Annotated in this window: 17 protein-coding genes; 9 read left to right on the forward strand and 8 right to left on the reverse strand. The window is 69.6% G+C overall.

Annotated features, from left to right (window positions below; genetic code table 11):
* Positions 1-27 precede the first annotated feature (27 nt).
* Entirely contained in the window at positions 28-468 is a 441-nt protein-coding gene (locus LKD76_RS02370) for a VOC family protein (protein ID WP_227979278.1), read from the forward strand.
* 126 nt (positions 469-594) lie between these two features.
* Here LKD76_RS02370 and LKD76_RS02375 read toward each other — a convergent pair whose 3' ends face one another.
* A complete protein-coding gene (locus LKD76_RS02375; RefSeq protein ID WP_227979279.1) occupies positions 595-3891 on the reverse strand; it encodes a (Fe-S)-binding protein in 3297 nt (1098 codons plus the stop codon).
* A gap of 549 nt (positions 3892-4440) precedes the next feature.
* On the opposite strand from LKD76_RS02375, the gene LKD76_RS02380 reads away from it, so the two are divergent.
* On the forward strand, positions 4441-5235 hold the full coding sequence (locus LKD76_RS02380) for a DUF8020 domain-containing protein (RefSeq protein ID WP_227979280.1): 795 nt from the start codon (positions 4441-4443) through the stop codon (positions 5233-5235).
* A gap of 69 nt (positions 5236-5304) precedes the next feature.
* Here LKD76_RS02380 and LKD76_RS02385 read toward each other — a convergent pair whose 3' ends face one another.
* The 6 genes from LKD76_RS02385 to LKD76_RS02410 form a co-directional block, all read right to left on the reverse strand.
* On the reverse strand, positions 5305-6156 hold the full coding sequence (locus LKD76_RS02385) for an NRDE family protein (RefSeq protein ID WP_227979281.1): 852 nt from the start codon (positions 6154-6156) through the stop codon (positions 5305-5307).
* A gap of 138 nt (positions 6157-6294) precedes the next feature.
* Positions 6295-7641, reverse strand: coding sequence for a S1 family peptidase (locus LKD76_RS02390; RefSeq protein ID WP_227979282.1), 1347 nt, complete (start codon positions 7639-7641; stop codon positions 6295-6297).
* A 125-nt stretch (positions 7642-7766) separates the two neighbouring features.
* Positions 7767-9158 carry a S1 family peptidase gene (locus LKD76_RS02395; RefSeq protein WP_227979283.1) on the reverse strand — a complete coding sequence of 464 codons (1392 nt, stop codon included), beginning with the start codon at positions 9156-9158 and terminating at the stop codon, positions 7767-7769.
* Positions 9159-9327: 169 nt separating this feature from the next.
* Positions 9328-10482, reverse strand: coding sequence for a hypothetical protein (locus LKD76_RS02400; protein WP_227979284.1), 1155 nt, complete (start codon positions 10480-10482; stop codon positions 9328-9330).
* A 36-nt stretch (positions 10483-10518) separates the two neighbouring features.
* A complete protein-coding gene (locus LKD76_RS02405) occupies positions 10519-13017 on the reverse strand; it encodes a LuxR C-terminal-related transcriptional regulator (RefSeq protein WP_227979285.1) in 2499 nt (832 codons plus the stop codon).
* Between the two features lie 13 nt (positions 13018-13030).
* On the reverse strand, positions 13031-14779 hold the full coding sequence (locus tag LKD76_RS02410; RefSeq protein WP_227979286.1) for an Hsp70 family protein: 1749 nt from the start codon (positions 14777-14779) through the stop codon (positions 13031-13033).
* 252 nt (positions 14780-15031) lie between these two features.
* On the opposite strand from LKD76_RS02410, the gene LKD76_RS02415 reads away from it, so the two are divergent.
* The 5 genes from LKD76_RS02415 to LKD76_RS02435 all read left to right on the forward strand — a co-directional run bounded on the left by LKD76_RS02415 (position 15032) and on the right by LKD76_RS02435 (position 22209).
* Positions 15032-16735 (forward strand): IniB N-terminal domain-containing protein, encoded by a 1704-nt coding sequence (locus LKD76_RS02415; protein ID WP_227979287.1) that lies wholly within the window; start codon positions 15032-15034, stop codon positions 16733-16735.
* 40 nt (positions 16736-16775) lie between these two features.
* Positions 16776-18614, forward strand: coding sequence for a dynamin family protein (locus LKD76_RS02420; protein ID WP_227979288.1), 1839 nt, complete (start codon positions 16776-16778; stop codon positions 18612-18614).
* An 80-nt stretch (positions 18615-18694) separates the two neighbouring features.
* The gene (locus tag LKD76_RS02425) at positions 18695-20296 is read left to right on the forward strand and encodes a dynamin family protein (RefSeq protein ID WP_227979289.1); all 1602 of its coding nucleotides are present in this window, start codon (positions 18695-18697) and stop codon (positions 20294-20296) included.
* 117 nt (positions 20297-20413) lie between these two features.
* Positions 20414-21307, forward strand: coding sequence for a haloalkane dehalogenase (locus tag LKD76_RS02430; protein WP_227979290.1), 894 nt, complete (start codon positions 20414-20416; stop codon positions 21305-21307).
* A gap of 44 nt (positions 21308-21351) precedes the next feature.
* Positions 21352-22209 carry an RNA polymerase sigma factor gene (locus LKD76_RS02435; RefSeq protein ID WP_227979291.1) on the forward strand — a complete coding sequence of 286 codons (858 nt, stop codon included), beginning with the start codon at positions 21352-21354 and terminating at the stop codon, positions 22207-22209.
* Positions 22210-22212: 3 nt separating this feature from the next.
* On the opposite strand, the gene LKD76_RS02440 is transcribed toward LKD76_RS02435, so the two are convergent.
* On the reverse strand, positions 22213-23373 hold the full coding sequence (locus tag LKD76_RS02440; protein WP_227979292.1) for a zinc-binding dehydrogenase: 1161 nt from the start codon (positions 23371-23373) through the stop codon (positions 22213-22215).
* A 273-nt stretch (positions 23374-23646) separates the two neighbouring features.
* Between LKD76_RS02440 and LKD76_RS02445 the strand changes: the two genes are divergently transcribed.
* Both LKD76_RS02445 and LKD76_RS02450 read left to right on the forward strand, forming a co-directional pair.
* Positions 23647-24711: a DUF1707 SHOCT-like domain-containing protein gene (locus tag LKD76_RS02445; RefSeq protein ID WP_227979293.1), complete on the forward strand. Its 1065-nt coding sequence runs from the start codon at positions 23647-23649 to the stop codon at positions 24709-24711.
* 11 nt (positions 24712-24722) lie between these two features.
* On the forward strand, positions 24723-25514 hold the full coding sequence (locus LKD76_RS02450; RefSeq protein WP_227979294.1) for a DUF1707 SHOCT-like domain-containing protein: 792 nt from the start codon (positions 24723-24725) through the stop codon (positions 25512-25514).
* The last annotated feature ends 16 nt before the right edge of the window (positions 25515-25530 follow it).

Below are 25530 nucleotides of genomic sequence, written 5' to 3' on the forward strand. Positions count from 1 at the left end.
TATTCCGATCGGCCTACTTTTCGGTCCATGTCGATCACAGCGCATATTGTCGTGGCGGGCGCCGACCGTGCCGCCGCCTTCTACCACCGGGCCTTCGGAGCCGAGGAGCTCAGCCGAATTCCGACCCCGGACGGAAGGTTGATGTCGGTGGTACTCGGCATCGGGGACGGACGGCTGCACCTGGCGGATGAATTTCCGGAGATGGGTGTGCTCGCGCCGCCGTCCATCGGCGGCACCGCGGTGGTACTCGCGCTCGAGGTGGCCGATGCGGAGGCGGCATTCGCCGCGGCGGTAGCCGCCGGTGCCGAAGTCCGGACGCCGCTGCAGGAGACGTTCTGGGGGGAGCTGCACGGCCAAGTCGAGGATCCGTTCGGACACCGATGGAATATCGGCCGGCAGGTCCGAGAGGTGCCACATGCGGAGGTGGTGGCGGCTGCCGCGCGACTGTTCGGAGAGCGCGGGCGGTGAAAGAGATCGGGGGCGGTGAAGAGATCGGGGGCGGTGAAGAGATCGGGGGCGGTGAAGAGATCGGGGGCGGTGAAAGAGATCGGGGGCGCTGCCGTATCGGCAGCGCCCCCGACTCGGTTCGCGGTGTTACTTCTTGCGGCCCGGGGCTTTCGCTCCGGCCTTGAAGCCGAGGCCACCCGGCTTGGCGGCCGGGGGCGCCACGGATCCGTTGCCCTCGGCGCCGGCCGATTCGGTGCTCGCGGTCGAATCCTCGGCGTCCGGGGTCGCCGGGGTCGCCGGGGTCTGCTCCGCGCTCGCCGGCGCGGCGCCCGCGCCGTTGCCGGCGCTATCGGATTCCGTTGCGGGAGCGGGCTCGGTGGCGGGCTTCGCCGCACCCGGAGCCTTCGGGCCGGGGCGCTTGAAGCCGGACTTCATCGCCAAGCCCTTGGGTGCCACCGTGGGCTTGGTCTCGGTGGGACCGGAGGCGGCCGGAGTCGCCGCATCCGATGTCGTCTCCCTCGACGGTGCCTCGGCCGCAGCGGTTTCCGGTGCGGCGGTATTCGCGACCTCGGCTTCCGGAGCCTCGGCCGCCTTGGCGCCCGGAGCCTTGGCCTTGCCCTTCATGGCCAGGCCCTTGCCACCGGGAGCCTTGGCGGCACCCTTCATCGCCAGACCGCCCGGCTTGGCGGCCGGCGCGGCCGGCGCCTCGGAGCTCTCCGTGGCCGGAGTCTCGGCCGTGGATGCTTCCGCCGCGGGTTCCCGCGCGGGCTCCGGAGTCGCCTTGGCGCCCGGGGCTTTCGCCGCGCCCTTCATGGCCAGACCCTTGCCGCCAGGTGCCTTCGCCGGGCCCTTCATGGCCAGGCCACCGGGCTTGGCGGTCGGGGTGGCGGGCGCCTCGGAGGTCTCCGTGGCCTCCGTGGTCTCCGTGGCCTCCGTCTCCGCGGGCGCGCCGGCGCCCGGAGCCTTGGCCGCGCCCTTCATCGCCAGGCCCTTGCCACCCGGTGCCTTACCGCCGCCCTTCATGGCCAAGCCGCCACCGCCGGGTGCCTTGCCGCCGCCCTTCATCGCGAGGCCCTTCCCGGCAGCCGGTGCGGCCTGCTCGGCGGGTTCCGCTGCCGCCTCGGCCACTTCGGCCTCGGCCGGGGCTTCGGCAGGTGTCTCAGCGACCGGTTCGGGAGCCTGCTTCGGCTGCTGGATCACCTTCAGGTTCTCCGACAGCGTGGCCGGTTCGACCCGCTCGATGGAATTCAGCATCAGCTGCGCGACATCGACGACCTCGACGGCCTGGCCGGCCTCACCCGAGTCCTTGCGAGCGGTCACGCCATCGGTGAGCATCACGCGGCAGAACGGGCAGCCGGTGGCGATCAGGCCAGAATCGGAACCGCCGGCAGCGTCTTTCAGGGCCGCCAGTGCCTCATCGGTGCGGTCCAGGTTGATCCGCTTACCGAGTTGCTCCTCCATCCACATGCGGGCACCACCGGCGCCACAGCACATGGATCGCTCACCGTGCCGCGGCATCTCGGTGACGGCCGCGCCGGAGGCGGCCATCAGCTCACGGGGCGCGTTGTAGATCTTGTTGTGCCGGCCCAGGTAGCAGGGGTCGTGGTAAGTGACCTTCTCCGACACCGGCTTGACCCGGATCAGCTGCTTCTGCCGCACCAGACGGTTCAGCAGCTGAGTGTGGTGCACGACCTCGTAGCTGCCGCCGACCTGCGGGTACTCGTTGTTGAGCGCGTTGAAGCAGTGCGCACAGGTGACGACGATCTTCTTCTTCGACTGTTCGACACCCTCGAACACCGAATTCAGCGTCTCGATGTTCTGCATCGCCAACTGCTGGAACAGGAATTCGTTACCCGCGCGCCGGGCCGAGTCACCGGTACAGGTTTCCTCCGCGCCCAGCACCATGAATTTCACACCCGCGGTGGCGAGCAGTTCGGCGACCGCCTTGGTGGTCTTCTTCGCCCGGTCCTCGTAAGCACCGGCACAGCCGACCCAGAACAGGTATTCGTACCCCTCGAAGGTCTCGGCATCCTGGCCGAACACCGGAATGTCGAAGTCCAGCTCCGACATCCAGTTCAGCCGGTCCTTGGCGTTCTGGCCCCAGGGGTTGCCCTTGTTCTCCAGGTTCTTGAACAGCCCGGCGAGCTCGGACGGGAACTCCGATTCGATCAGCACCTGGTAGCGGCGCATATCGATGATGTGGTCGACGTGCTCGATATCCACCGGGCACTGCTCGACGCAGGCGCCGCAGGTGGTGCAGCTCCACAGCACCTCGGGATCGATGATGCCGCTGACGTCCTCGCCACCGACCAGCGGACGCTCGGCCTCGGCGCGCGCGGCCTCGGAGATCCGGGCCAGCGCGGCCTCGTCCGGCTTACCTTCGGCGTCGACCAGGCCGACCTCGTCGCCGCCCATATCCTTGCGGCCACCCGCGAGCAGATACGGCGCCTTGGCCGCACCGTGGTCGCGCAGCGACATGATCAGCAGCTTCGGCGACAGCGGCTTGGCGGTGTTCCACGCCGGGCACTGGCTCTGGCAGCGGCCACATTCGGTGCAGGTGGTGAAGTCCAGCCAGCCCTTCCAGGAGAAGTCCTCGATCCGGCCGGCGCCCAGGGTGTCGGTATCGGGATCGACGTTCTCCATATCCAGGGCGCGGCCCTTGGACATCATCGGCTTGGCCGCACCGAGGGCGACGCCACCGTCGTCCTCGCGCTTGAAGTAGATGTTGAAGAAGGCCGCGAACCGGTGCCACGCCACACCCCAGGTGATGTTGCGGCCCACGAAGTACAGGAACGCCATACCCGACATCAGCTTGACGAAGGCGAAGATCGACACCATCGTCACGTTGGCGGGAAGCAGTTCGGCGATCTGCCCGGTGAAGAAGTCGGTCCAGTGGTGTTCGCCTTCGAGAGCGAGCACACCCGCCTTCACCATGACCATGCCGATGCCCTCCAACAGGACGATCGCCTCGATCACGTACGCGGGCGCGAACTTGGAGCCGCTGAAGCGGGACAGACGCTGTGGAACACGGGGATGGTTCAGCTGGCGGATGATGATCAGCGCGACGATGCCGACCACGGTCGCGATGCCCAGGATCTCGTCACCGAGGTGGAACCACCAGGTATTGCCGATCAGTGGCCAGGCGAAGGTCGGCTTGAAGGTCTGACCGTAGGCCTCGAACCAGAACTGAGCGCCGGCGAGGAAGCCGATCATCACCAGCCAGTGGGCCCAGCCCACCGTCCGGAATTTGTTCATGCGGGTGTGCGCGATGAACTCGACCAGCATCTGTTTGAAACGCGGGAAGAACGGCCGCCAGCGATCTGGCGCGGGCTGACCGACCCGGATCGCGCTGACGATCTTCCACGCGCCGCTGATGAACGCGGCCCAAGCCACCAGGCTGAGCAGCGCTCCAATCGTGCCCAGCGTCACTGTCAGGGCATTCATGTCGCGACCTTCCTTCGGTTCCACGAGCATTTCGGCGACCGGGCTGAGGTCGCCGTTGGTTGCACGTATCGTAACGGGCAGTAAGTTACCCGCCGGTAACTTATTTGTCCACCCTATGATCGCGAATGACCCAGCGCAGGTGGTGTGGCCCATTCGCGGCTGCGGTGTGACCGGACTCACGCCTTGTTCTGCGGGTTCGGTGTGGCCGCGGTCGACTCATACGGTAAATCCCGGCAAATCCGTCCGACGAGCCAGGACAGGCTTAGTCGACCCGGGTCCGAATCGTCAGGAAATTCCGCGCTAATTGTTAGGGCGCATAACAAATCTCGCTTTCTGTCGGGGAATTCGACTAAGCTCACGGCGTCCTGCTTGCTGTGTGCACCTTCACACTGCTCGGGGAGGTCCGTCGGGTTTGAAATCGGGATTTCGCAGCCTGATGGATGCGTGGGCTCTCGCGGAGAAGTTGCGTGTGGCAAACCCTGATGACGGATTGGAAACCGAATGAAGCTCCGCAGAGGTACTGCGGTCGCCGCTATGGTCATCGGCGCAATGACCGCCGCGTTGGGAACCGCCAACGCCGACCCGGTGCCGGCTCCGGCGCCTGCGCCCGACGCCGCGAAGCCGGGTATCGATTACTCGGCCAAGCTGGTCGACAAGACGGTTGTCACCAAGCTCAAGAACGGCACGTTCGAACTCGTCGAGAAGCAAGGTGCCACTCCCGACCAGAAACAGCAGGTCGTCGACATCAAGGATCCGGCCGGCAATGTCGCGCTGGAGATGCCGGTCGACTTCCGCATCGCGGGGATACCGATTCCGGTCAAGTCGGTGCTCAAGGAAGCCGGCACCGTCCTGGAACTGACCCCGGACAAGCCCGGCAATGTCGATCTGACCAAGCCGGTCGCCGCGGCCCCGGTGGCCGCTGTCGTGGACACCAAGGCCGGTCAGCAGACGGCCATCAAGGCCGATAAGCCGGTGCTCAAGGATGTCGCCTCGCCGATCGAGGATCAGCGGGCGATGAGCGACTTCGCCACGAAATTCGGCCTGGCGACCGCGATCGGCGGCTTCGTCGGCACCGCGATCGGCGCGGCAATCGGCTGTGTCGTCACGCTGCCCGTCGGCTGCATCCCCGGTCTGGTGACCGGCGCCGGTGTCGGCGGCATCGTCGGCACCGTCGCGGCCGGTGGCCCGACCCTGGTCGCCGCAGGTGTCGACCTGCTCAGCACCATGCAGGCGGCCGACGGCACCACCCAGTGGTCGGATGCGGCCATGGCGGCGGCCAGCGGTCAGCAGCCGGCCGGTCAGCAGGCCGCTGCCCAGCAGCAGCCCGCGAACCAGCCCAAGTAACACAGCACCAACACCGGACGGCCCGTCTTCCCCCGGGGAGGCGGGCCGTCGGCGTCTGCGCGGTCGGTCTCAATCCTCCCGGGCGCGATCCAGCGCCACCCGGCCGCTGAAGCGCACCTCGCCGAGCGGTTCGCCGAGTTCGGCGAAGGATCGCTCGGCGATGACGAACTGCCCATCCTCGCCGACCAGGAGCACCGTGCTGCAACGGGTTCCGTGCCAGGTGTCGGCCACGAAGCGGGCCGAGACCGATCGCTCACGGTCCCATGGCAGTCCGGTGTGCGGCAGTTCGGTATCCGGCGCGATGGTGCGGTCGGCGAGCACGTCGAAATAGTCGTTCACGTCCCGGGAGCCGAGGACCGCGTCCAGATCGCGCAATCCGTCGCGGACCTTCGGCCAGGCGGCGGCGCCGGTATCGGTGCGGACCTCGAGCGATGCCGCACCGGGGCCGGCCGATCCGAGCAGCGCGGCATTGGACAGTCCGTGCAGGCCCGGCGGCAGTTCCAGCGGTGTGTTCCCGCTGCGGTTACTGTGCCACCACAGCGTCTCCAGATCCGAGACCAGCAGGTTGTATCCGTTGTAGTCGTCGGTATCGGCCGCGGTGGCTCGGACGAACTTCTCCGGCGCCGGGGACCCGCTCAGATAGTCCATCAGCAGGGCGCCGCGGGAGCGGGCATCGGTGCGCCCCTCGGCCGGGCCCCGCACATTGGTGACGGTGGCGAACCGCCCGGCCTCCGGAACCAGCCCCAGCCAGGTACCGGGGACGCCGCTCGGGGCGCCCAGATCGCGGCCGGCCAGGAGGCCGGGACGCTCCGGCCACCACCGCATCGATTCGGTTGGGCGCGTGTAGAACTCATCTCGGTTGGCCGCGATGATCAGCCGGAGATCCGGATGTGCGCGCCACCCGAGTAAAACCAGACACATATTTCCAGCATGCACCAGCCACCGCTGTCGCAGTACCACCCGGATACTGCCGCTGAGCTGCCTCACCTCCGGCGCGAAGGGGCCTGGAACACGACAAAGGCCCGGCAGTGCCGCCGGGCCTTCGTCGGGCTGGATAGCTCAGTTGGTGCGAACCCGCAGGCCGGGGTTGTCCGAGAGCACCTGATTCACCGGCTGCGCGAACAGCTGGGGGGCGTCGCCGGTCAGCGCGCCGATCAGGTTCGGGATCTCGCAGATCGGGTAGTCGGCCACCGAGGAGGCGCTGGAAATGCCCAGGGCCATGGTGCCGGTGACGATCGTGCCGCCCGAATCACCCGGCAGCGCGCAGATGTTCGCCGAGAACGACTGGGTCAGATCCCGGTCGCCGACCTGCACGGTCTGATCCACGGCATTGACCACGCCGCAGCTGAATCCGGTGCGCGAACCCGACTTGCAGACCGGGGCGCCCACCACCGGATCCGCCACACCGGTGATCGCGATCGGCGCCGCACCCGGCACTCGGACCAGGTTGTTGGCGAAGCGGTCCCGCGCGCCCGCATCGATCGAGACGATCGAGTAGTCCTGGTTGCCCAGCACCGACTTCTGGAAGGTGCCCAGCTGCGCGCCGACGTGGTTGCCCGGCAGCAGTTCGAACATGGCCGGGGCGTTCGCGGTGCCGGCGGCCGGGATGTTCGGATCACAGTGGCCGGCGGTGATGTTCACCGGATTGCCGTTGCGGTCCACACCGTTGAAGCCGGTCGAGCAGACCAGCTGCATCTTGCCGGCCACCGAGGCGTAGGCGTCGCCGCCCGCACGAGGCGCGTTGGGCTGCTCACCGGCGATCGGCTGCGCCTGCGGATCGGACTCCGGCGGGCCCACCGGGGGCGCCGCCATCACGATCACGTGCGCCGGGTCGACGAAGCCCGGCATCGGCACACCGGCCTTGTCCACGCGCACGGCGATGCTGTTGTTGACCGTGTCGACGACCACTCCGCGCACCGCCTGCACGACCGCCTCCGGCTGGCCCGACAGCCACTGCTGGAAAGCGTTCTTCTCGCTGCGGAGCACGGTCTGGCTCTTGGCGACGTCCTTCACGGCGAATCCGGCGTCCTGCGCGGACTTCCTGGCGTCGTCGGACCCCTGGCCCGGAGCCAGCGCGACCACGGCCTTGCCGGCGTCGTCGAGCCACGCGCCCGCGAACGCCTGCGGGAACTGACGCTGTGCGGTGGTCGCGAAGGTCCCCAGGTGCTGGGCCACGTCCGCGCGATGCAGATACTCCTGCGGCGAGATCTTCAGATCGCGCTGCACTGCCGAGATCAGGTCGGCGGGCAGGTTCGGGGCCGGAGCGGGCGCCGGGTCGGCGGACGAGGTCGCCGCGAGCGGCCCGAGAACCAGAACCGCCGCCGAGGCGGCGACAGCCGCGCTACGGAGGCGGGTGCGCGGGGCTCGTCCCGCGGCGGACGACAGTCGGATGCGTGGCAGGAGCATGAGGCGACTATATGGGGTTTGCGCGGCTATGCCTACTTGTCGCGGAGTTCGGCCGTAACCACACCCGGAGTACCGGATATGCGGGCACGCGACATCACCGGTAGACCAGCCGCGCGACCCCGGAATCAGCCGGCGTTCGGCCGCGTCCGGACGGTGATTCCCGAGCCGAGCCCGCCGCCGGAATTGGCGTCGATATCGGTGAGGATCTGCCGGATCGGGATGCCCAGCGTCGCGGTACCGCCGTAGGCCGCCAGATCCATGTTCGCGGACCGGCAATCGGGTGCGTCGGCGGCGTTGGAACCGCTGGTGATACCCAGGGCGAGGGTGCCCGAGACGATGGCGCCGCCGCTGTCACCGCCGAGGGTGCAGGCCGAACTCGCGAAACCGCGGACCGTCTTGGATTCGCCCTCCGTGGTGAACAACTGTGTCTCGACCCGATCGGCGACCACGTAACCGCAGGTGAACGTCGAGGACTGGCCGGACTTGCAGATCGGAGCGCCGGTGATCGGCTCGGCGGTGCCGGTGACCGTCACGGTGGTGCCGTTGGCGCCGCGCACCGACGGCTGGTCCATCCCCGCGCCCACGGCCTTGTCGTTGAGTTTGATCACCGAGTAGTCGAGTCCGGTATTGCCGCCCAGTTGCGCCTTGACGAAGGTGCCGAACTGCTGGCTGGCCTTCAGATTGCGCACATTGGGCAGATAGACACCGGCCGTGCCGTCGCCCTTGCCCAGGTTCGGATCGCAGTGTCCGGCACTGATATTCAGCGCGTTCCCGGCGGCGTCGACGCTGTTGAATCCGAACGAGCACACATCCACCGACTTCAACGCGGAATCGTCGAGGGAGGTGGGAGCGCTGATGTAGGTGTCACCCCCCATCGGGCGGTGTTCGACCGGACCGCCGCCGTCCGGCGACAGTACGACCTTGATGTTGGCGATCAGGGTCGGCAGGTTCAGCAGATGTCCGGCGGGTGTGTTGGCCATGGTCAGTACGAGCTGGCTGTTCAGGAAATCGATGGCGACCGAGTTGATTCCGGACGACAGCTCGCGCGGCAGCCCGCCGACCCACTTGACCAGCTGATCGAGCGAGGTCTCCAGATTATCGGCCGAAATCGGCGCCAAGCGGGTCTGATAACCGGCGGAGTTGGCGATCCGGGCGGCGTCGAGTGAGGTGACCGCCATGATGGGCTTACCGTCGGCGCCCATCCAGGCACCGGCGAAGGCTTCGGGATGTTCGGAGCGGAATCCGTGGGCGTAGTCACGCAATTGCTGTGCGCGGGCGGCGCGGTCCAGATATTCGGCGGGCGACATCTTCAGATCGCGGCCGATGGCCTGCACCAGTTCGGGCGGCAGCTGATCGGCGGGCAGCTGGGCCACGGCCGGATCCGCGAGGGCCGGCGAGGTGGCGATCCACGGGCCGAGAAGAAGGGCCGAAGCGAGGGCGGCAGCCGCTGCTTTCACCGACGCGCGTGCCACCGAGGCGCGTCCGACCTTGGCGCGACGCGCCGCCAACTTGCGCATGGAGTCCCTTCGTCAGGCACATTTCGTGCCGGCCACCCGTGGGCGGTAAACCATTGGGTGGCAACAGCCCTCGACGATCAAGCAGACCGCTCCTCCGGCGGGTAGTACGCCTACGACCGGTCAGCGCATCACTTTAGGGCACAACGGCGTGAGTTTCGCTACGAAACCATCAGGGAGTTGATTTCCACGGTTCCGGAACACCCGACGGCCACTCGAAGCCCGGTACCGAATCGAACGGGTCGGGGGTGGTCGTGGTGGTTCGCGGTCGGGTGGAGGGCCGCTGCCGGGTGGTGGATTCCGGTGTGGTGGTCGGAGTCCGGCCGACGGTGCTCGTCGGCGGGGGTGCCGGCGTGGTGGTGGTCGTCGGCGCCTCGGTGTATTCCGGCGCCGCCGGTTCCGGTGCGACCGCGGTGGCCGGCGGCGGGGGCGGGGGTGGCGCCTGGACGGTGGTGGTGATCGACGGGTGCGCCTCGGCCTCACCGGAGACCGAGGTGCCGGGCTGCTGTGACGCGGTGTCCCCGGGCAGCAGTACAGCGGCGGCGACCCCGCCGAGGGCCAGGCCCACCAGTGCGGCGGCCGCGGCGATCAGCAGCGGGGTGCGGCGATTCTTCTTCGGTTCGGCCGGTACCTCCGCCGGGGCCGCCTTGGTGGCCGCGACGGTCATCGGCTCCGGTACGGGTGTTTCCTGCGGCACCGGAATCGCCGCCGAATATGCCTGCGCGGTGGCGGCGGGCGCCGGTACCGCGGGCAGGACATCGGTGACCACCAGCGCGTTCTCGGCGCCGGCCGGATCGGGTGGGGTGGCGCCGGCCGGGGTCGACAGGACCGCGGCCAAGGCGGCGCGGGCGGCATCGCGGGCGTGGCCTCGGCCGTCCTCGGCCGCCGGCAGATCGCCCTCGCTTACCAGGACCACCGAGCGCAGGCCCAGGTAGTCCAGGGCCTCGCGCACACCGCGAATATGCTCGGGCGGCCAGTCGGCCGGGTGGGTCGCGTAGAACTCCGCCGGTCCGTTCAAATGATCGGCGGCCAGGTTGATCAGGCAGAAGATGGCGGTCGCGAGCAGATCCTCGGCACGGTAGGCCTCACCCGCGTCCACCGGGATACCGGCGGGATCGCCCACAGCGCGGACGAATCCGGTGATCGAGTGGGAATGGCCCGGGGGCGCCTCACCACCGAGCGCGGTATCCCCGTCGTCGGACATGTGCAGAACCGACTCGCGGGTGATGTACAGGGGTTCGGGTGTGTCATCGGATTCGCCACCACTGGCGACTATCGCCGCGATGCACTCGTCCTCGGCGATCCGCAGGCCCACCCCTGTGGCCATCGTCAATACCTCGCTTCGGTGTCTCGAGCGCGGGAATCACACGGCAGGCGAACCGTGCCCCATTGCGCGAAGCATCGACAATAGCTCCGACCGGGATCCGGCCCCGATCCGACGCCGGATCCGCGCGACATGATGCTCCACCGTCTTCGCCGAGATGTACAGCCGAGCGCCGATCTCACGGTAGGTAAGGCCCAGCAGGACCAGCTCGGCGACCTCGCGTTCGCGGTCGCTGAGTACGGACACGGCCGAATCGGCGGGAGCCCCGTCGGGTGCGAGCGCCCGATCGGGCACCGCGGACGGCCGGGCGTCGGCGCGGACTGTGCGAGCGAGCTTCAGCAGTGCGGTGGCCGTCGCGGGATCCCGGGAACTCAGGGCCGCCTCGCTGGCCAGCCGGGCGGCATCCCAGACCATCCCGATCGCCGCCAGCCGCCGCACCGCCGCGGTCACCCGATCCTCGGCGACCTCGCCGCGCAGGACCAGCACCCAGGTGCGTCCGGCGTCGGCCAGGATCGCGGCGTGTGGATCACCCTCCTGCGCAGCGGATTTCAACCGGCGCGCCGGCGGTATCAGTTCGTCGGGGCGCTCGTGCGCGATGGCCGCCTGCAGTTCGTACCAGTGGAAGACGTTCGCCCAGGCCGGCGGATTACCGCAGCGGTGCAACACCTCTCGTGCCGCCTCCACCAGCCGGTTCATCCGCTCCTGATCGCCGAGCCGGATACCGGCCAGCCAGAGTTCCCCGATCGGCAACAGTGCGGGCAGATCGACATCGACCTCGTCGCAGGTCGGCAGGGCCGCTTCCCAGGCCCGCTGCAGGACGCCCGGATCACCGGCGCGGCGGGCGAGACCCACCCGGACACCATGTGCGAGCAGACGATCGCGCGGTGGCAGCGTCTCGGGTGCCAGGCCGACCAGGGTCTCGGCGGCGAGCTGTTCGTCACCGCCGAGCATCGCCGTCCACGCCGTCAGGACCCGGACCGGTGGATCGGCGGGATGCGCGTCACGCAGCGCGTCGGCGGCGCGGCGCGGCTCGCCCATGCTCAGGCAGAGCAGGGTCGCGGCCGTCACCGGTGGGCACGGCAGCATCCGGTCCGCGATCGTCTCGGTGCGGGCGAGCTGGATGAGGGCGGCCGCGGCAGCGGTTGCCGCACCGCGGGATCGTCCGGTGACCGTCTGTGCCAGTGCGGTGGTGAAGCGGTCGGCACGGGTATTGGTCTCGGTCGGGGGCCGCTGTGCCGCCGCGCCCGAGGCCGCGATCGCCTCGTCGGCCGCGCCACGCAAGTAGAACACCGCCGCGGCATCGCTGCGATCCGCGTCGGAGCGGGTCGCGGCGAGCCAGGAGTACAGGTGCGCCGCGCGATCGACCAGTCCGCGCCGGGCCTGGATGTTCGCGCAGATCCGCACGGCGGCCGACAGTTGCGCATCGGTGGTGTCGTCGGCGTCCAGGACCGGCTCGGCCAAGCGCAGGGCCCCCTCGTCGTCACCGGCACGCACCGCCGCGGTCGCGCGCGGGATCGCGATCGCCTGGGCGGGATAGCCTCCCGCGACCGCCGCGGTGTAGTAGCGGCTCGCCTCGTCGCCGGCGTTCTCGGCCGCGGCACGCAGGAATTCGGCGAGTCGGTCATCGCGCACACCGGATTCGGCGAGCAACAGCGCGGTGTGGTCGCGCAGCAGGCCGGACTCCAGCCGGGCGGCGAGCAGACGTCGCTGGATCGACACGAAGCGCCGCTCGCCGACCAGGGTGCGCAGCGGTTCGATGGCCGGCGCCAGCAGCAGGTCGGCATCGGTGATCAGGGCGCCGGCACGGGCCCGGTCGACGAATCCGATCGCGACGTCCTCGTCGATGGCGAGCACGTCGGCCAGTTCGCCGGGATCCAGACCGGCGCCGGTGGTGGCGACGGCGAGAACCTCCAGTAGCCGAGGTTCGGTGTCGTCGAGAAGAGTGCGCGCCCAGGCGGTTACCGCCTCCTCGACCGCCTCGATACCGCCGTCCATCCGGGCGGCGCAGGCAGCGGTGAGCGCCGCGGTCACGCCGCCCGGAATGCCGCCGGTGAGCCGGTGGACGTGTTCGACGACCGGACGCGGCACCGTCATTCCCAATTCCCGTGCGAACGGGCCGATATCGGAGAAGCTCAGCGGGCGGAGCTCGAGAATCCGGCCGCGCCGCGACACCGCATCGGACAGGGCGCGCAGCGCGGTGTCGTGCGGCTGCGGCCGGGTGGCGATGATCAGGGTGCGGGAATCCGATTCCACCGCGGCCAACAGTTTGTCCATCTGGAACTGGTCCAGGGTGTGGGCATCGTCGACGATGACCGCGGAGTTGGCGTCCGCGGGTGTCGTCGCGCTCGCGTCGTCGCGGCAGCCGATACCCCGGCGGCGCAATCGATTCCGGATGGCGGCGAGCAACTCCGACTTCCCGGTACCGCAGCGGCCCCGGATCAGATAGACGAGCGGATCCGGAGACTCCGAATCCAGCTCACGAAGAATGTCGCGGGCGCCGGGCAGGGCGCCGAGTGCGAGCGTCACGGTACCGGCCACGGTCCTCGTTTCCTCAGTTGTCCTGGTGTGGGAGCACTTTGCCCGGCACCTGCAACACGGTGCCGACGGTGTTGCCGACCTGGTCCAACCCGTTGTTCAGGGTGTTGCCCAGCGAACTGCCGGGCGCACTCGGTTGCGAGGGCTGGGAGGGCGCCGACGGCGCCGACGGCACCGATGGCGGTTGTGCGGCCGTCTGCGGGGGCGACTGCGGTGACGGCGAGTTCGGTGCGGGTGCGTTGGGAGCGGGTGCGTTCTGCGCCGGCACGTCCGCCGCGGGGGCGGGCGCCGCCGCGTTCGGCGCCGCCACGGTGCCCGGGCCATCGGCCGCCGGGGTGTTCACCGTCGCCGCGTTGGGCGCGGCGGCACCTGGGACGGAGGGGTTCCGGCCGGACGAATCGACCTGCGGCGCACCGGATTTCGCATCCTGCACGGGAACGACCCCCGCAACGGCCGAGTGTGCGGAGGCGGTCGTGGGCGCCACCGAGGTGGCCGCCGCGGGCGCGGGTGTCGACGAGGGGCCACTCGCGGTGCCCAAGGCCAGGGTCCCGGTCGCGAGCGCACCCACCGCGATCGCGGCTCCGGCGAGGAAGGTGGCTCGCCGCCACCGGCCGGAACCGCCCGGGGCGGCGGTATCGGCAGGCGGCGGTTCGATCGTGGTCCGGGCGTCGATCGGGGCCGGCGCCGTCGTCTGGACCTCATCCGAAACGATCTGCGGGATGGCGCTTTCCGAGACCGCCAGCGCCTGTGTCGCCGGGGTGGCGGCTTCGGTTTCGGACCACAGATCCGCGGCGAGCAGCGCGGCGCCGCGCGCGCTGATCGATCCGGGATCGTCGATCGGGGCCAGGGGAACGGCGAATGCGCCGGAGACCACCTCGGTCAGCAGGCCGATCGAGGCGCCACCGCCGGTGAGCAGGATTCGCCCGACCTCGTCGATGCCGATACCCGCCCGCCGTACCGCCTCGTGCACGAGCGCCATCGATTCGGTCAGCGGGGCGCGGAGCAGGTCCTCCCACTCGTCGCGGACCAGCCGGACGTCACGGGCGGTGCCGGCCAGCCGCACCGGGACGGTCGTCGCGGTATTGGCGGAAAGGTGGTGTTTGGCGGCGGCGCAACGGTTTCTGAGGACCGCCAATTCTTGTTCGACAACCGGGTCGAAGGGGTCGAAATCCCTTTCTCCCAACGCGTTTGCCAGCACGTAGCGCATGGTCAGGAGATCGAATTCCGCGCCGGAGATGCCGGTCGCGCGAACAGGCTCGCCGAGTAGGCCCGAGTGTGGGCCCGAACCCACCACCGACACCGTCGTGCCGGTCGCGCCGAGATCGTAGACGACCACCGGGGTCTCGGGCGGGAGTGCGGTCCGGGCTTCGGCCCGGCGCAGTGCGGCGAGAGGTTCCGGGACCAGTACCACCGCATCGGATCCGGCCCGCGCGAGTGCCTGCCGTTGGGCCTCGACGGTGTGCGCCGACCACCACGCGGGCACGGTGGCGACCGCGGACACCGGATCGAAATCGGCCACGACCTGGCTGATCGTGTCCGCCACGAGATCGGCGGCGGCAACCGAGGAACCGTCGGGCAGCAGGATGTCGACCGGATCGCCCACGCGGGACAACACATTCTCCGACAATTCCGGCATCGATCCGGCGCGATGCCGGCGAATGTGAACAGAGATATTTTCCGGGTCGGCGCTCGCGGTCGCGGAGCCGGTCGCGGCCACTGTGCGCGACGACCCGACCGTGATGCCGAGCGTCAGGCCCTGAGTCATTCGGGAACCCCTGTCGTTGAAATTCGCGGTCGTCACGACCTAACACCGGTGTCGGTTGCCGGAGTGCGGGCGTTACCGCCGATCCGCGAGGTTCAGGGAAATTCCCCTAATGTCGCGGATTCCCCTATCGCGCCCATTGTGGAAATTGAGGGATTCACCCCGATTCACGTAACGCCGGGCGTTCTTAGCGTGAAAGGCAATTCGACTGCTGCGGATCGCCCGATGGTCCGCCGATCCAGGAGACGATCTGCGATGACCCCCAACGCCATTCTCGAATTCATCCTCACGTTGCTCCGCGACCACGAGGCCGCGGTCGGCTACTGCGCGAATCCATCCGAATCGCTGTGCGCGGCCGGACTGGAGGCCGTGACGCCGGAGGACATCGCCGCCGTCGCGCCGATGGTCGCCGAATCCGCCCTGGTCACGGGCGGCTCGCAGCTGGCGGCCATCGTGGCGGCGGGCGGTGGTGCGGGCGTCGCGGCCGGCGCCGGCGGTACCGCGGCCGCGACCACCGAGGCCAATCTGGGCGCGGGTGCCGCGCTCGGTGGTGAGACCGGCATCGAAGCCGGGACCGGACTGGGCATCGGGCTCGGGGCGGGCGGCGGCCTGGGGGCGGATCTAGGCGCGGGCCTGGCCACCGGACTCGGTGCCGCGGCGTCGGTCGGTGCCGGGCTCGAAGCCGGTCTCACCGCGGGGCTCGGAGCGCTGACCGGAGTCGCGGTCGGCCTGGGCACCGCGGTGTCCGGGTCCGGGCAGGTCGGAATAGACCTCGGTCTCTCGGCCGGAGCGACCGGCGTCGCCGATGCCGTCACCCAAGCGGGTGCGAACCTGTCCGCCGAGCTCAGCGCCGGTATCCAGTCCGGAATCGACGTTGCCGCGGATACCGGCGCCGGCCTCGGCGCGCAGCTGGGTGGCGCGCTCAGCGGTGCCGCACAGGCGGGCGCCGGGCTGGGCGCGCAGGTGGGCAGCGCCTTCGAAGGCGCGGCCCAGGCCGGTGCGGGTCTCGGTGCCGCACTCGGCGGTGCGGCCGGTGCGGGGATCGGTGGCGCGCTCGGCGCCGGAACCGGGCTGGGCGCGGGACTCGAGACGAGTCTGTCCGGAGCCGCCGTTGCCGCGGCCGGTGCGGGACTGGGCGGCGTGCTGAACGGCGCCACGCAGGTCGGCGATCTCGGCGCTGCTCTCGGCGGCGCCGCACAGGCCGGCACGGATGTGGGCGCCGTGCTGGACGGTGCCGCGAATGCCGGGCTGGGTGCGGCGGCGACCGGTTCCACCGGGCTCGAGACCGGCCTGACCAGCGGGGTGCAGGGCGGGATCGACGGCGGTTCGCAGATCGGTTCCGCCCTGTCCGGTGCGCTGTCCGGTGGTACGGCGGCGGGCGCGCACACCGCCGGTGATCTCTCCACATCGCTGTCGGGCACTGCCGCATCGGGTCTGCATTCGGCCGGTGACCTGTCGAGTTCGCTGTCCGGCTCGGCCGATTCGGCTCTGCACACCGGTGCCGACGCATCGACCGCGTTGTCGGGGTTCGGCGGTGGACTGTCGACGAACCTGTCCGGCTCGGCCGATTCCGGGCTGCATGCCGGAACCGATACCTCGTCGGCGCTGTCGAGTGCGGCCGGGGCCGGGCTGCACTCGGTCGGCGATGCCGCGTCGTCCGCCGCGAGCTCGGCGAGCGGCGATCTGGGATCGACGGCCGCGAGCACCGCGCACGCCGGGCCGGGCGGCGATTCCGCACTGGGCGGCTCAGCCGGGACCTGGTCGGGCGTGGACGTCTCCCATGCCTTCGGATCCGGTATCGACAGCACGCTGTCGGGAAGTGCCCACAGCTCGCTCGGTGGCGGCATCGACACTGCGGGGCACGCGGATTCGGGCCTGTTCGGCGATACCTCCGGTCATGCGTCGACGGTCACCGATACCCATGCCGCCGGTGACATCACCGGCGGATTCCTGCACTGATCACCGTGCGGACGACGAAAGGGATCGGGTGGCAACGGATATGAACACTGTGGTCGCGGCGGATACCGCGGAGGCACCGGCCTCGCCGCTGTCGCGCATTCTCGCCGAAACCATCGCCGCCGCCCGTGCCGCCGATCGCGACGATCTGGTCGGCCGGCTCGAGGTGCTGGCCGACCGGATCCGCGATCCCCGCCGCCGGATCGTGGTGGCGGGCTTGGGCAATCAGGGCAAGAGTCAATTCGTCAACGCCCTGCTGAATCTCGAGATCAGCCCGGTGGGCGACGATGCGACGACCACGGTGCCGATCGTGCTCGCGCACGGTTCCCAGGCCCGCGCGCAGCTGGTGATCGCGGGCGCCTCGGGTGACGAGCGCGATCTCCGGCGAATACCGGTGCCGCTCGAGGAGATTCGCGCCGTCGGCGCGCGGTCGCCACACGGCCGGGTGCTGCGGGTGGAGGTCGAGCTGCCGAATCCGCTGCTGGCCGACGGCGTCGTCGTCATCGACACCCCGCCGGTCGGCGGCCATGCGACGGCCACGTCGGCGGCGGTGCTCGCGCTCGCTCCGGCGGCCGACGCGGTGCTCGTGCTGTCGGACGCGTCCACCGAACTCACCGAACCCGAGGTCGAGTTCCTGCGCCAGGTGCGGCAGTTGTGCCCCGCGGTGGCGCTGGTCCTGAGCAAGATCGATCTGTACCCGCACTGGCGTCAGGTGCTCGAGGCGGACCGATCCCATCTGGAGCGACATCGGCTGGTGCTGCCGATCGTTCCGGTGTCGTCGGTGCTGCGCAGTCATGCGGTGCGCCTGCAGGATCAACAGCTGGGCCGTGAATCCGGATTCGGGGTGCTGTTCGATTTCCTGCGCGAACAGGTGGTGGCGCGGGATCAGGCCGCCGCCCGGCGCGCGGTGGCACTCGACATCTCCGCCGCCGCCGAACATCTCGCGCTGGCGCTCAGCAGCGAACTGGTCGCGTTGCGCGACCCCGCGCGCGGTGCGGCGGCCATCCGGGAACTGCGAACCGCGAAGGCGCAGGCGGAGGATCTGCATCGCCGCACGGCGGCCTGGCAGCAGACCCTCGGCGACGGCATCACCGATCTGGCCGGCGATATCGACCACGATCTTCGAGATCGGTTGCGCACCATCGGCAGAACAGCCGAGGACTGGATCGACGACAACGATCCGGGCCGGCTGTGGGAGCAGCTCGAGCAGTGGCTGACGCAGACCACCGACACCGCTGTCGGCGACAACCTGCTGTGGACCCACCAGCGCGCGATCCATCTCGCCGAGCGGGTGGCCGCCCATTTCCTCGAATTCGGTGCGGTGGATCTGCCCTCGGTGCGGTCCGGATCCGCGGCCGGCGAGACACGGGTGGCCGCGGTGACGCTCGCCGATCTCGAACCCGATCTCGGCCTCGGGCACAAACTGCTCGTCGGAATGCGCGGTTCCTACGGCGGCATGGTGATGGTCGGGCTGGCCAGTACCGTCGCCGGACTGGCCTTGATCAACCCGGTGTCGCTGGGTGCGGGAGTTCTGCTGGGTAGCAAGGCCTTCCGCGACGACAAGCGGGAACGGCTGGCCCGGCGCCGCAGCGAGGCGAAGGGGGCGGTGCGCCGCTATCTCGACGACGTGAGCTTCGAAGCGGGTAAGGAGTCCCGCGATCGCCTGCACCGCATCCATCGCATCCTGCGCGATCACTTCACCGGTATCGCCGATCGCAGTCTGCGGTCGATCAACGATTCGCTGCAGGGCGCGCAGGACGCGGCCGGTGTGGAGACCGCGCAGCGCGACCAGCGGTGCGCGGAACTCGATCGGCAGCTGCGGGTGGTGGCCGAACTGCGGCGCTACGCCGACTCCGTACTGCCGAGCGCCCCCGCGTCCTGAGCCGGCCGTGCCCACCGGGAAACGAGTGGTGGCGCCGCCGCCCGGGCGGCGGCGCCGGCCCGCTCGGGTACCGTAGCGGCGTGAGTTACCAGGTCAGCGACCGGGCGCCCGGGATCGCGGGCGAAGCGCACCTGTTGGTCGCGGCCGCGCGGCAGGCCTTCGCGCCGCATTCGGCCCCGGCGCGGCTGCTCGGCGACTGTGCGCGGCGCCTCGAACAACCGCTGCGCGTGGCGCTGGCCGGTCAGCTCAAAGCCGGAAAGTCGACGTTGCTCAACGCACTGGTGGGTCAGGACATCGCCCCGACCGATGCCACCGAGTGCACTCGGATGGTGACCTGGTACCGGCACGGTTCGGCGCCACGGGTGACGGCCCTGGCCGCGGACGGCGCGCACGCCGATGTGGCGGTACGCCGCACACCCGGTGCCGACGGCCTGCCCGGTGCGCACGGGCTGAGCTTCGATCTGTCGGCTCTGCGCTGGAATACCGCCGGCGATCACGAGGTCGACCACCTGGACGTGCAATGGCCGACGGCCACTCTGGCCCGGACCACCATCATCGATACGCCGGGGACGTCCTCGCTGTCGCGTGAGGTGTCGCTGCGCACCTCCACGCTGCTCGCCCCGGAGCCGGATGCCGCGGTGGCGCTGCCCGAGGCCGACGCGGTGGTGTATCTGCTGCGCCGCCTCGACGCCGCCGATATCGGATTCCTCGAGCGCATCGGTGCGGGACACGAAGAGCAGCAGGGTATCTCGGGTCCGTTGGGAGTGATCGGGGTGGTCTCCCGCGCGGACGAGATCGGTGCGGGCCGTATCGACGCCCTGCATTCGGCCCGGGAGGTATCGGCCCGCTTCGCCACCGAACTGGAGCGAACGGGCCTGTGCCAGGAGGTGATTCCGGTCGCGGGCCTGCTCGCCTTCGCGGCCGCGACCTTGCGTCAACGCGAATTCGATGCCTTCGAGGCCTTGGCCGGTGTGTCGACCGAGGACCTGAGCGTCGCGCTGCTGTCGGCCGACCGGTTCTCGCACCCGGAGCTGCCGCTGCCGGTGCCGGCGCGACTGCGCGCCCACCTCGCCGCCCGCTTCGGTCTGTTCGGCATTCGGATGGCCGTGACCCTGATCCGGCTCGGTGTCCGCGATTCCGCCGCATTGGCGGCGGAATTGGCGCAGCGCAGCGGTGTGGACGAGTTGCGATCGGTGCTCGATACCCAATTCGCGCAGCGCGCCGATCAGTTGAAGGCGCATTCGGCGCTGACCGCGGTCGCGCGCATCGTGGCCGCGCACCCGGGAACTCGTGCCGACGAGTTGCTACCGCGCATCCACAGGCTGTTGGCGGATGTGCACGGATTCGCGGAACTCCGATTGCTCGGCCGACTGCGCACCGACGAACTGCCCCTGCCCGCCGACGATCTCGCGGAGTTGCATCGCCTGATCGGCGGAGCCGGGATCGCGCCGCATCTGCGGCTCGGACTACCCGTGGATTCCGCACCGGACATGCTGCGCACCCGTGCCGTCGCGGCGGTGAACAAATGGCGGGCCCGCGCCCGCCACCCCCTCGCGGATCAGCTCACCACCAACGCGTGCCTGACCGCGGTCCGCAGCGCGGAAGGTCTGGTGGTGCAGTTGCGGGAACCGGAGACCGCGCCACTGCAGCAGGTCCGGCGACCGCCACGCTTCCGGAGCTGAGTGGTCGCACGTGACGTAGGTCACGGCGACGAGCTGTCACAGCGCTCCCCCTCGGGTGTCGAAACCGGATGTAAGGACCGAAAACCGTCGGTCGACGATCCCATCCGAGGACACATCATGCCCACCGTGACGACACTCGATTCCTTCATGACCTACCGCGACACCGGTGCGGGTACGGTGCCCGTGGTCTTCCTGCACGGCAATCCGACCTCGTCCTATCTGTGGCGCAATGTGATTCCGCATGTCGATCCGCTGACCCGCGTGCTGGCGCCCGATCTGATCGGGATGGGGGAATCGGGTAAGCCCGACAGCGGCTATCGGTTCGCCGATCACGCTCGCTATCTCGATGCCTGGTTCGATGAGCTGGAGTTGGACGAGGTGGTGCTCGTCGGGCACGACTGGGGTGGGGCACTGGCCATGGACCGGGCCGCGCGCCATCCCGAGCGGGTGCGCGGGATCGCGGTGCTGGAGACCTTCCTGCGGCCGCTGGCCTGGTCGGATCTGCCGCAACAGGGTCAGGATCTGTTCCGGCGCTTCCGGTCACCCGAGGGGGAGCGAATGATCTTGCAGGACAATATGTTCATCGAGTTCAACCTTCCGTTCGGCGCGAAGAGCCTGACCCCGGCCGATCTGGATGTGTATCGAGCCCCCTACCCGACGCCGGAGTCGCGGCTGCCGATGCTGGTGTGGCCGAGGGAATTACCGCTCGACGGCGAACCGGCCGATGTCGTCGCCGTGATCGAGGACTACGGCCGCTGGATGGCCGCGACCCCGGATATCCCCAAGCTGGTGATGGCTGTGGACAACGGTGTCGGGATGGGCGGGCAGGAGTCGATCGATTGGGCGCGGCGCACATTCGCCGCGGTGGAGGTCGCGAACATCGGCCCCGCCGGACATCACGCGCCCGAGGATCGGCCCGATGCCATCGGCACGGCGGTCGCCGAGTGGGTGAGCCGTCACGGGCTCACCACCCGGCGGGATTCGGCCGGGGAGCTGACAAGCACTCGATGACCTGTGCGGTTGCGCGGTCCGGGAGATCGCCGGACGATCGGTCGATGACCGCCGACCCCGCCGATGAGCACAGACGCGCTACCGAACTGGTCGATCGCGCCGTCGCGGGGGACCGCGGCGCGATCACCGAGGTCGTGCGAACGCTGCAGGATCCGCTGTACCGCTTGGCCCTGCGCATGACCGGCCGTCCCGTCGACGCCGAGGACGCGGTGCAGGAGATCCTGCTGCGCGTGGTCGGCAATCTGGCGAGCTGGCGCGGTGAGGCGAAGCTGTCGACCTGGGCGTATCGCATCGGCGTGAACTATCTGCTGAATCTGCGGCGTCGCAGTCCGCAGGAGGCGGCCCGGCTGGATCTCGACGTCTTCGGCGACAGTTTGCTGGCCGGGCTCGCCGACGACGACTACCGGGGGCCGGAAGCGACCGTGCTCACCCGGGAGGTGCGTTTGGGGTGCAGTCAGGCGATGCTGCAGTGTCTGAGCCGGGACGAGCGGATCGCGTTCGTCCTCGCCGACGTCTTCGAACTGAGTTCCGCCGAGGCGGCCTGGATCCTCGACATTACCGCCGCCGCCTATCGGAAACGGCTGGAGCGAGCCAGAACTCGGCTCGGCAACTTCCTGAACGCCACCTGCGGTGTGGTGAATCCGGCGGGGCCGTGCCGCTGTGCCCGCCGGGTGCCGGCCGCGATCGCCGGCGGCCGGATCGACGCGAATCGTCCGGCCCTGGCGGCCCATCCGGTCGCGGCCGGTGGCCGCACCGCCGAACGAGCCGAACAGCAGATGATCGGCTTGCACGACGCCGCATCGGTCTTTCGCGCCCATCCCGACTACGCGCTGCCGCCGGCGCGGCTCGACGCGATCGCGCGCCTGCTGAACTCCGGACGTTTTCCGATGCTCGATCGCTGAGCGTCACACCTCGATCACTGAACTACCCGGATCCACGAGGATCTTCGCGTGCTTGTCCGGACTGCCCAGTGCGGTGAACGCGTTGTCCACACCGCTGAGCCCCACCGTGCCCGTGATCAGCGGCGCGGGATCGACCTTGCCGTCCGCGAGCATATGCAGGGTGTCGCGGAATTCGCCGGGGTCGTAGCCGAAGGCGAAGCGGAGCTCGATCTCCTTGTTGATCGCCATCGCGGGCCGGAACCGGTCGACCTCCATGCACACCCCCACCACCACGATCCGGGTCGAGGGCGGCGCGGCGGTGAGGAGCTGGTCGATCATGCCGGGGACGCCGACACATTCGAAGACGACCGGACCGGTCGGTGCGGCATCGAGGGTGTGGGCGATGCGGAACAGATACCACCAGGGCAGTTTCGGCACACTGCGCAACCGCGCCATGGCGTCGAAGCCGAGGTTGAGCACATCGGTGACGCCGGAGATCCGGCCCTTGGCGGGATTGGCCTGCCACGGTGATTCCAATGCCGGATCGACCACCACATTGGCGCCGCACTGCCGGGCCAGCTCACGCCGCCGTGGTGAGAAGTCGCTGGCGACAATGTTCTTCACGCCCGAGGCGCGCAGCATGCTGATCACCGCCAGGCCGATCGGGCCGCAGCCGACGACGAACGCCGTCTGCTTGCGCCCCACCCGCCCCTTGCGCACCGCGTGCCAGGCCACCGCCATCGGTTCGGTCAGCGCCGCGTGATCGGTCGACAGTCCGTTGGGAACCGGAAAGGTCATCGACTCCTGGACGACCACCTGCTCGGCGTAGCCGCCGGGCGCCCGCTGCGACAGCCCCGTCAGTTCCGGCTCGCGCCCGTTACGGATGATCGGCAGCGCCACCACCCGGGTGCCGGGCGCCCATCGTTTGCGGCAGTCCGGGCCGTATTCGACTATCTCCCCGCAGAATTCGTGGCCCAGCACCACACGCTGATCGGATCGCATGAAGTTCTGGTAGCCGGTCGCCGCCGCGAGCTCGGCGAGATCGTCGCAGTGCAGACGGGCGTGCAGATCCGAACCGCAGATCCCGCAGCGCGACACCGACAGCAGCACCTGGCCCGGTCCGGGCCTCGGTGCCGGAATGTCGGCGACTTCCAGCTTGCCTTCGGAACACACCACGGCCTTCATATTCGAACGGTACCGCGCAGTCGGGTGGCGCTGCCGCGACTTCGCCCACCTCCACTGTGGCCGGTTCCACTCGGAAGCCGGCCCCTCGGGGCGGCGCCTCCGGCGACTGCCCGAATGAGCTCGTGGCACAGCCGGATCCGTGGGTTGCCCTCCGGTGAGGCGGACCCCGCGCAGACGGGTCGGCCGGCTGTCGGGATCCCTCAACGGTGCGATGCGGCCCTGCGCAGTTCACCGGCGCTCTACCATCCAGGGGTGAGCTCCCGATCGTCCTCTATGCCTGAATCGCCGCGTGCGGCCGCACCGGGGATGCGGGCCCGCGATATGGACCGGGTTCGGGTCCGCGCCCTGCTGGACGCCGCCTATGAGGAGGGGCAGCTCGGCGCCGACGAGTACCACGATCGATCCGACCGGGCCGACGCCGCGAAGACGATCGGGGAACTGCGGCGGCTGGTGGGGGATCTGCAAGCTCCCGCGGGTGTCGCGGGCTGGGCCGAACCGCCCCGCCCGGGGGCCGCGCGGAGCACAGGGCGGTATCCGGCGCGTATCCGGGCTCGGGCCGAGGATCGGGACCGCACCTGCCGCGCCCTCGACGCCGCCTTGGCCGACGGCCAGTTGTCCGCGGACGAGCATGAGGCGCTGACCGCCCTGACCGCCGATGCGAAGACCCTGGGCGATCTGGCGGCCTTGACCGAAGATCTGCAGCGCCCGGCCGAATCGCCGATCGATCCGCGTTCGCGGGCGAATACCCGGGCGGCGTGGCTCACCGGTGCGGCGGCGGTGGTGGCGGTCGCCGCGGCGGTGGGTGGCTATCTGCTGACGCATCGGTCCGCGCCGGTACCCGAACCGGTGGCCGCGCCGGTGCCGCAGCGGGTGGCGCCCGTCGTGGTCGAGACCCCGGATCTCACCACGGCCGCGGGATTCGAGAAGTTCCGCCGGGACTTTCAGGCGAAATTCGGCGATACCACCGTCGACGAGGTGACCCTGTTCCCCGACTACGCATCGATCGACCGGACGTCGGCCGCACAGCCGAATCGGGTTGTCGACTACTCGTATCGCGGTGGCTTCATGGCCACCAGCGCGCCGACGACCCGCTCCGCCGACAAACCGATCTTCGATCTGGCCGGTGTGAACGCGGCCGTACTGGCCGATCTGATCGCCCGCGCCGTCCCGATGCTGAAGGTCGAGGGCGGTGCGGTGAGCCACCTCGACATGGGCATCGACAGCAGCACCGAGGTGCCGACGATCAGCATCTATGTCGGCAACAAATTCAACGAGAGCGGCTACCTGGAGGCCACCCCCGCCGGTGAGCTGATCCGGGCCTACCCGTTCGGCAGATAGGTGCGGATGTGATGGCGGCTTACGAATCGACGGCCAACAGTGGTCTGCGCGTTCGCGATACGGATCGAGTGGATGCGTGCGCACTCCTGGACGCCGCGCGTGACAACGGGCAATTGACCGATGCCGAACATGCCACCCGTACCGCCGCGGCGATGCGGGCGCGCACCTTCGGTGAGGTGGAGGCCGTTGTCGACGATCTGCAGATCCCGGCCAATTTGGTCGACTCGCCCGTGGTCAGTCCAGCCCGGCGCCGGTCGTCGCGTCGCTGGATCGTGGCCGCCGCGGTGGTGGCCGGGGCGGCGTTGATCGGCATGTTCTGCGGCTGGGTGAGCAGCGAGGGCGGTCCGATCGGGAAGCCCGCTCCCGCGGATATGACGACCGCGGCGGGTATCGAATCCTTCCTCGCCGCCTATCGCGCGCATTTCGGTGACCTGTTGGCCGACGATGTCACACTGCATCCGGACAACGCGTCGATCGAGCGACCCGGACAGGGTGATCCGGCGAAGTCCGAAAGGATCTCCTACAAAGGCGAATTCGACACCTGGACCACCAGCACCCGGGAGCCGGACCTCGCGCCGATCGATCTCGGTGCGATCGATGTTCCGAAACTGGCGGCGCTGATGGCCGGCGCCGCGCGCACGGTCGGTGCGCCGCAGGCGCCGATCAGTCACCTCATCATCGACCGCACGACGCTCGGCGTCGGGAAGGAGCCCGTCATCACCATCTATACCGAGGGCGCGCGCGGTGGCTATCTGGTGACCAGCCTGGCCGGTGAGCCGCTGTACGTCTCCAAGGCCCGATAGGCCGGGTACGTGGCGC

The organism is Nocardia spumae, assembly GCF_020733635.1.
In the GTDB taxonomy this organism is placed as follows: domain Bacteria; phylum Actinomycetota; class Actinomycetes; order Mycobacteriales; family Mycobacteriaceae; genus Nocardia; species Nocardia spumae.